The sequence below is a fragment of the Mesorhizobium sp. CNPSo 4670 genome (assembly GCF_057784235.1).
The window spans coordinates 1-8074 of sequence record NZ_JBWJFQ010000044.1; the positions used below are offsets into that span (position 1 = coordinate 1).

6 protein-coding genes and 6 pseudogenes are annotated in these 8074 nt (G+C 57.1%); 9 read left to right on the forward strand and 3 right to left on the reverse strand.

The genetic code is table 11. The annotated features are described in order from the left end of the window. On the reverse strand, positions 1-243 hold a 243-nt coding region (locus AC0ZT5_RS34590), incomplete at its 3' end, for an aminopeptidase P family N-terminal domain-containing protein (RefSeq protein ID WP_488500080.1). Positions 244-423: 180 nt separating this feature from the next. Here AC0ZT5_RS34590 and AC0ZT5_RS34595 point away from each other — a divergent pair. Next, positions 424-747 (forward strand): hypothetical protein, encoded by a 324-nt coding sequence (locus AC0ZT5_RS34595; RefSeq protein ID WP_488500094.1) that lies wholly within the window; start codon positions 424-426, stop codon positions 745-747. Positions 748-1449: 702 nt separating this feature from the next. Beyond that, positions 1450-1813, forward strand: a pseudogene (locus AC0ZT5_RS34600) (NrtR DNA-binding winged helix domain-containing protein); the annotation flags it as partial. Positions 1814-2239: 426 nt separating this feature from the next. Here the strand turns inward: AC0ZT5_RS34600 and AC0ZT5_RS34605 are convergent. After that, the gene (locus tag AC0ZT5_RS34605; RefSeq protein ID WP_488500095.1) at positions 2240-2416 is read right to left on the reverse strand and encodes a hypothetical protein; all 177 of its coding nucleotides are present in this window, start codon (positions 2414-2416) and stop codon (positions 2240-2242) included. 444 nt (positions 2417-2860) lie between these two features. On the opposite strand from AC0ZT5_RS34605, the gene AC0ZT5_RS34610 reads away from it, so the two are divergent. From AC0ZT5_RS34610 to AC0ZT5_RS34640, 7 genes and pseudogenes are all read left to right on the forward strand, one after another. Continuing rightward, a complete protein-coding gene (locus AC0ZT5_RS34610) occupies positions 2861-4141 on the forward strand; it encodes an ATP-grasp domain-containing protein (RefSeq protein ID WP_488500096.1) in 1281 nt (426 codons plus the stop codon). Between the two features lie 105 nt (positions 4142-4246). After that, positions 4247-4377 (forward strand): annotated as a pseudogene (locus AC0ZT5_RS34615) (histidinol-phosphate transaminase); the annotation flags it as partial. Positions 4378-4379: 2 nt separating this feature from the next. Then, positions 4380-4685 (forward strand): annotated as a pseudogene (locus AC0ZT5_RS34620) (prephenate dehydrogenase/arogenate dehydrogenase family protein); the annotation flags it as partial. Between the two features lie 641 nt (positions 4686-5326). Next, positions 5327-5875: a GNAT family N-acetyltransferase gene (locus AC0ZT5_RS34625; protein ID WP_488500097.1), complete on the forward strand. Its 549-nt coding sequence runs from the start codon at positions 5327-5329 to the stop codon at positions 5873-5875. A gap of 168 nt (positions 5876-6043) precedes the next feature. After that, positions 6044-6627 (forward strand): annotated as a pseudogene (locus AC0ZT5_RS34630) (IS110 family transposase); the annotation flags it as partial. A 418-nt stretch (positions 6628-7045) separates the two neighbouring features. Continuing rightward, a pseudogene (locus AC0ZT5_RS34635) lies at positions 7046-7257 on the forward strand (IS66 family transposase); the annotation flags it as partial. A gap of 33 nt (positions 7258-7290) precedes the next feature. After that, positions 7291-7422: pseudogene (locus AC0ZT5_RS34640) on the forward strand (transposase domain-containing protein); the annotation flags it as partial. A gap of 359 nt (positions 7423-7781) precedes the next feature. On the opposite strand, the gene AC0ZT5_RS34645 reads toward AC0ZT5_RS34640, so the two are convergent. Then, positions 7782-8074: aspartate/glutamate racemase family protein (locus AC0ZT5_RS34645; RefSeq protein ID WP_488499591.1), on the reverse strand; the 293-nt coding region annotated here is incomplete at its 5' end.

The window sequence follows — 8074 nt, forward strand, 5'->3', positions numbered from 1 at the left end:
CGGCAGGTACGAGCTGGCGTCTGCACACAAAGTATCCATCTCACGTAATATAAGCCACGGATCCTCCTCATTCTGGCAGACAAGAGCCAGTTGCGGAACATAGTCTGAGAATCCTTCGTAGCCTGTAAGGTAGTTCATGTTACCTTCAGTCAAGACAAGTAACGCGTCGATTCCTCGCTCCGCCATCTTCTGCCGCAGCCGGGTCGTTCGTGCGCGATATTCTTCTTGACCAAACGCAGACAATGGCAGTTCTCCTATCTTGATACACGACGATTGCACGAGGCAACCAATTCGGCTTTTATTCGAAGCGTGACATTGGACGAACGCCGAACCGTCTTAAAATACAGCAGATATTTTGCTGTGCGTAACAGCATGCATGCATCTTGCCTGGAATCCGCGGGGTCTCGAATCCGCAGAGCGTCTATGTCCGCCTTCAACCCTGTTATCCGCCCTCTTCACACTGTTCCAAAACGGGCACTCCACGATACCGTCCCGCTATCCTCGTTTCGAACATACTCGACGCCGTACGAAGCCGCCTTTTTACCTCCAGCCGCACTGTTTTCGACCGATGGCCAAGCTGAGATTCTGGTGGAGGTAGCGCGCCACTCTGCAAATCCGGCGAGCTTCAATGCCGCGCATTTTTATTCAACGTGGTTGATTATGGCCCGCGATTTGTGCTTGCTTGTGTTGAGCATCATTGGCCAGGATGATTTCGTCAAATACAGATTATGTACCCGGGTCATCTAGAAGCGAGATGGGCGCTAGTACCTGCCATGACCAGTGTCGTTGACGACCACCGCTTCCGGCATCGCAGTGTGTTAGGTGTCGCCGTCTGGAGATCGAACAAAAAACCGCCGGTGACCTGCAACGGAAGTTTCAAGCGCCGATTTTAGAACCTAGCCTTTTTGCTCAATACCATCCGGAGCACCGATAGCTTGCGTTCCCGGCATGTGTCACGACGGGGGCAGGGTTGATCAACGAGATAGGGGCTTTGTGGCGCGATTGCGCCCTGGGACGTCCTACAACTCAGCGACTGAACGGGCGACGGGGCCTGTATTGAGCGCGAGCTTCTTTATCCATGGCGCTCTTGGGCGGGTGCCAGGTACACATTCATGAAGCTATCGATAACAACGATGTTGCGATCTTGCGCTGGAGCATTCCGGCCAGGCATCGAATTGGTGGTTGGAGGTGCCGGCCGAGTGTTAGAACGGGGCCGCAGCGCGAGCTAGCGCATGATTACGCTCCGCACGTTGATTTCGCCGCCCTTGGCGTCTTAGCTACACTGCTCGGGATACCACTGCCTCGTCGCTATCGCAGGAAATGGGCGGCATTGGGCTCTGGCGGCGAGAGTCGGGGGATGTCTTACCGCGCCAACCCACCAACCCACGACATACCAGTGAGATCTCTTCACGAAGCTGATCGACCGAGACGGTGCAAACAGGCGATCCGATCGCCTTCGGCTTCGACGACCGTCCGTGGAACGAGGATCTCGCACTCAAGCGCTATGAGCTTGCTTTACGAAATAGCCCTGGTGAAAGAGGCGACGCGCAGTTCGGTCCTCCCCCCGCCGGTTCGCGGCAAGTCCATGATTGCCGATCATCGCCGGATCTTGGCGACGGGCATTGCGCGGCTGCGCTCCAAGATCAAATACCGGCCGGTCGTGTTCGAACTGATACCGGCGGCCTTCACCTCTCTTCAACTGCAGTGCACCGTAGAGGCGCTCGCCGGCAGGGTCATTCACAAGTCGAACTTTCGCCGGCTCATCGAGCAGCACAAGTTGGTCGAGGAGACTGGCGAAACCACCACGGAGACAGATAAAATCACCCCGCTTTAGCGGAAAGTTTGCACCGGAACCCACAATCGCAGGCTGGAGCCAGCCTATAAGCAACATGCCGTCGTCGATCGGCCGCCCCAAGTGTCCAAAAACTGCAGACGGCGTTACACGCGAAAGCGAAGGCAGAAGCCGGTCAAAAGTGCTCTCGCGGAGTTCGCGCATGGTAGGGTCCTAATCTCGGCGGACAAGCACGAATTATGAAAATTTCATAATTGTGTAATGCAGCAGCCTTTGAGAGAGGCCATGTATTCTGGTAAGCTACGGACGACTGTATAAATGGTTGTGAATCGGCGAGACGCTGACACACGAAATGCAATATGCGCAATGCGGGGATCTGAAATGAACAGAAATGATACCGAGCACTGTGCGACACTCGAACTTACATATCTGTCGGGAAATAAATTGCTAGCGTTGCGCACCGCCCCGGATGATCCTGGCCAGTTGATCTGGATCAACATCGCCGCTGGCGCGCACCACAACATCGCCCTCAACGATTTCCAACATGGCGCTGCCCACCGCTTCAAAACGCGTGAACTTGACCGGCTTGACCTGCCCCTCCGTCAACGGCGCAATCATTCCCAACGAAAGCGCCTTGCGACGCCACGCATAGTTGCGAGGGGTCCAGTCCCGGAGAACGCACAATCGCCGACACATTGGCCCCCGGCGAGAACCCTCCGCGACAAGCTGTGCCTTCTGCATCCGATCGATGACGCGGCTTGCGTCGAGACCGCACCGGCTCCGCCGTCAAAACCTCGAAGGTTCGATGATGGTTCACACTGTCGCTCATAGAATTTTCCGCACGATTCATGCAGAAAATGAGTTAGCAACGGTCCCAAAGCTACGTGGGTTGGCCCGGCCGCTTACAATGAAGCAACAGATCCTTCAAGATGAATTTACAGAATCTTTGCGACCGCAGATCGCTGACAATGGTATTTAACTGCAAAGTCTGAGGTCAGGCACGGATAAAAAGCTGATGCCGATTTACACTCAGACCGCGGGACAGCACGCAGCGGAGGTCAATAGCCAATGAGAAAAAAAAGAGCACTCATCCTGATTGAAGGCACATTGGCTAATGGTCCGCTATACGTCCAAGCGACCCGGCGTCTTGGACTTCATCCAATTACCCTGTCGGCCGATCCAGCTCGCTACGACTATCATGCGGCGGAAAGCATTGAGGCAATCCTTGTCGATACAGACGATCTCGATGCGCTGATCCGCGAATGTTCCCAGCTACGTGCGACCTATGACATTGCTGGTATCACGGGCGTCGTGGACTCAGTCTATGCAACGGTTGCCAAGCTCTGCCGGTATTTCGATCTACCGGGGCCGAACCCCGCATCGATTGAACGCTGCTGCGACAAGTTCGCTCAACGCCAGCTCCTTGCGGGGGCCGGCGTTTCAATACCTGCTTATCGCTTGGCAGCGAGCGAGACGGAGGTTGAAAGCTCTGCCGCGGAGATCGGGCTGCCGGTAATTCTTAAGCCAGCTGTGGGCAGCGGCAGCAGAGGTGTCCGATTGTGCCGCAACCTCGATGAGTTAGCCGAACATACGACCTATCTGTTGGGCGGGCAGCACATATGGCGGTCCCCGCCGAGGATACTGGTCGAAGAATTCGCACAAGGCCCCCAGTATTGCGTTGAGATAATGGGAAATGAGGTCATTGGGATTCACACCGCCGACTTCGGCCCTCCACCGCATTTCGTCGTTCGTGAGAGCATCTTTCCAGCCCCGCTGACTGATGACGAGCATGAGCGTATCGCCGATGTTTCGCTGAGCTGTTTGCGAGCTCTCGGCCTTGGCTGGGGCCCCACGTGCATTGAATTACGGTGGACGAAGCGTGGCCCAGTCGTCATCGAAGTCAATCCGCGCCTTGCGGGCGGAACCAATCCTCGGCGGGTTCAGCTGGCTTACGGTGTCGATCTCATCGCCGAGCACATCAAGCTTGTCATGGGCTACGAATGGGATTTGCGCAGAAGGCATTCGCACGTTGCGGCCGCGTGGAAACTCCTTCCTGATCGCGACGGCATCCTTGATTGGATCGATGGCACTCGCGCGGCTGCCATATCAGGCGTCGCCGAGGTAACCTTGTATCTTGAACCCAAGACGCCGATCGTCAGGAAAGGCGATTACCGAGACTGTCTCGGACATGTCATCGCCGCTTCACCCAGCCGTGCTGAGACCCAGGTGATACTTCAGCGTGCTGTCGACTTAATCGATTGGTCCATCACACCATTTCCGAACCGTGGGGAGGAACGTTCTGCGGCCCTTACACCCGCACCAGCGCAGGTGGCGCCTGGTACGAGGTGATCCTCACGAACATTGGTGGAATAGAGAGCACGACGGGGACGGGTTTGACGGGATCGTCAGCCTGGGGAAGATCAAGGCGCATGTCCGCAAGCAGTCGACGATTATCTCACGGCGCGCGGCTATACTCTACGGCGGGTTGCAGGCTACGATTTCTCAATGCGCTGCGGATGACGGCCGGAACCAAAGAAGCCAATCGCGGCGTAGTCGCCGCACTCACCGAATTCCTGAAAAGCTAACCATGCCAAAAGCCCTGTTTGAAAAGATCGCCTTGGTCGGCATCGGCCTGATTGGCTCTTCGCTGGCGCGCGTCATCTGCCGCGAGGGGCTAGCCGGCTATATCGCCATTGCAACTCGTAGCGCCGAGACCCTGAAGCGCGCAGAGGAGCTCAAGCTCGGCGACGGCTATACGACCGACGCAAAGGAGGCGGTGCGCGGGGCCGACCTCGTCATCGTCTCAGTGCCCGCCGGTGCCTACGGCGCCGTGGCTGAGGATATCGCACCGGCGCTTTACAAGGGCGCTATCCTCACCGATGTCGGCTCCACCGGAAGCGGACGGGTTCTGGTCTATGCATGTGGGCGATGCGGATCTGGCCGAAGGCAGGCTGCCTCAGGAGCGGCCATCAGCATGCTTCTGGGAGAGGCATGTAATATAAAACGGTCGAACCCTTGTGATTTTTGTACATTTATTTCCAAAATTAAATTTTTCCGAAAAGGCAGGTGGCTAAAGCTTAGTTAAATTTAACGCTACCCGTTGTGGCGACGTGATAGAGCTATGGCGATGCTGGCCTAGAGCTACCGCGTAGCAACGGATGGCTGTGTACACCTTTGCACCGACATTCGGTGCCAAATGCTGCGGCGTTAAGACCATGGAGCGTCTGCCGATAACGGCGGTCTGTCAAACTACGAGGGCTGGCAACCCGAATGTCCGAGTAAGAAATACACTCACATAAGAAAGTCTAGGAATTATGAAATACAGACGAGCTTTATATAAGGAGAGCAAGGGCATGGTTCAGTTCCTAGCAGTGTATCTTGCGGCTATAATGGAGCAACTTCAGGGGGGTCGATTCAGAAGACGTCTGAACTATATCTTACGTGAAGGTTTCCTCAAGCCGCATGAAAGCCGCCGCCGACTGAATTCTGGCTGGCTGCTTTACAGACATCCGTTCAAAAACATAGGAATTTGGCATGAGGCTGGCGACCGAACGTTTGATATTGCGTCCCTGGCAGGACAAAGACCGAAGCAAAATGGCAAGCATTTACGGTGATGCCCGCGTCAACCGGTTCTATCCCAAAGTGCGGACGGCCGAGGAAGTGAATGTCGAGATCGGCCTAGCGATCGAATGTGCCCGGACCAACGGCTTTCATTTTCAGGCGGCGGAGCTGAAGGGCTGCGGCGAATTTATCGGTATGATCGGGCTGGGCGTCCTCTCCGAGTCGGCGCAGGCTGCAATTCCCACCCATCCGCGCGTTGAAATCGGGTGGGTGCTCGCAAAAGAGCATTGGGGCAAAGGACTTGCGCCGGAAGGCGCGCGCGCATGGCTCGGCTTCGCCTGGTCAATCGGTCTGTCGGAGGTTGTTGGCCTCACGACCAAGGCGAATGTGCCGAGCCAAAGGGTCATGCAGAAAATCGGCATGAGATATGATCCCTCGTGCGATTATGAAAGCCCGAACCTCGACGAGGGCCATTGGTTACGGCCTCGCGTGGTCTACCGGAAACGGAATCCGACGTTGTAAGAGCGGCGACATTCCATTTATAGGAGGACTATGATGTCATGGCGCTGGTGATCTGAGGATCACCAGATGGGGTGTTCGCCCTCCCCGGGCGCATGTCATTGGGAAAGTGACTGCGTCTCGGCTGATGGTCGAAGTGAGGGCCTCGAAAGACTCAAGGAGAGGCGCGCCATGAAATACTTTGCCGGTTTGACATCCCGCTCAAGGAAACGTCCTTATGCATCGTCGACGAAGCAGGGAAGATCTGCCGAGAGCAGGGTGGCCACGCACCCGGGAGATCTCTTGCAGCTGTTGCGAGGCTGGCGCCTGGAGCGGATCGCATTGGAGGCGGGGCCCTTGTCGCAGTGGCTCTTCGAAGCCTTCGCCATGGCCGGGATGTCGGTCGTCTACGTTTGAGACGCGACATGCCAAGCCCCAACAAGACAGACCTCAACGATGCCCGCGGGCTGGCTCAAATGGCTCGAGTCAACCTCTTCCGGCCCGTGCATGTGAAGACAATGGCAAGCCAGAAGCGGCCGGCGTTGCTGACCGGCCGCATGTCCCAGCATGAAAAGGCCGCAGCGATCGAGAACGAGGTGCGGGGCCTTCTGCGCAACTTCGGCCTCAAGTTCGAGCAGCGGGTTTAGGAGTTGGTGGCGGACACGCCAGAGCTGCACGAGATCACGACGGCTCTTCTGGATGCCCGGCAGGCCTTGCGGAAGCAGTTTGCGATCTTGCACCACGCGCTGCTGCGGCTGGTCCGATATGACAGCGCGTGACGCGGACTGATGACCATTCCCGGCGTCAGTGCAACAGCTTCATAATGCCCACATATCTGCAGCAGGTTTCTCTGTTCGCCCGCTACTTGCTCGGGGGCGAGGACATTCGGTGTAGAAGTTTGCACTTACTCGGGCAGTTGGTGTCGGAAAGTGGTCGGTCTGGCCTGTCCGATGGGATCAGGCGGCGATCATTTTCTCCTTCGCTAGCGGCACGGCGTCAAGGGAGGTTTGCATCGGCGGTCTTGCCGAAGCACCAGCGGCCCCGGTGTAGCCGCTCCTCAATGTAGCTTCTGACTACAAGCGCCGGGTATTGAGCGCGCGGTTGCGCACCTCCATGTCCTCGCTCATGCGTTGCCGAAGTTGGGTCATCACAAGCTCTTTTGCCAAGCAGCAATGAGGTTTGTGCCGCCGGTGAGAGATGATGGCCCCGCTGTGGAGCGTCGAGAAAGAGGTTCGCGGTCAGAGCGCCGAATCCGGGCGGCGATCCGGCAGGAGAAATCTGCGCCGATCGCCGCCGCACTCTTCAATCTATGGGCGGCGGAGCTTCCACGACTCCCGGGGAAATCGAAACTGGCCGAGCCCGTCCGCTACGCCATTGCTCGGCGCGAAATCCTCGAGCGCTTCCTTCATGATGCCGAGTCGAGTTCGACAACAACACCGTCGAACGTGCTCTTCGCCGGCAACGGCGGCGGAGGAAGAATCTGTTCGACCATCGCCACCCTGCTGGCCACTGCTCGGCTCAACAACGTCGATCCGCACTCTTGGCTCAAACAAACGCTCGAGCGCTTCTCTCGCTGTTGCTCCTCGACTGACCATCCGTCGTCGACCGCCGCTGCTCCCAAACCAACGGCAGCATTCCACGCGACAGCCGTCAACTCGACCGACCCCACTCCACAACTTATCCGTAAAGTGGCAACTCGCGGCGGTTACGTAGACGCAGAGAAGCATGACCCCGCGAAAGATGTCACACGCCGACGAAGTAGAGAGCTCGGCAAGCGCTTGACTTCAACCTGTCGAAGTAACGGGCAAATGACTAACTACAGCCTTATGTCCGCTTCTGCTGATGAGGCGGCTCGTCTGCGGCGCGTACCAGGGTTGCTTCGCTGTGGCGGGGAGACGGGGGCTTCCGCCCCCCGCCGACCAAGCCGTTATCAGAGGAGCCCTGTGAATGGTTTGCGTGTTAGGCCACCGACGAAGAATTCAACCATGGATGTATAATCAAACACTGGAAGGTCAGTCGCCTCTTGAACTGCAGCCGCGTATGGTCCCAGCCCGCCACACTCAAGCAAGAGCATGCCGATATCCGGCCGATCCTTCTGCAGAGTCAAGATCGCATTGACCACATCAGCCTGGACTGCCTGCACGTCTAGGTCACCATACGGCTCCAGGAAGAAGCCGGCAAATATGGGAGCGTCATCGAGTCCAAAGACAACCACCCTGTCAC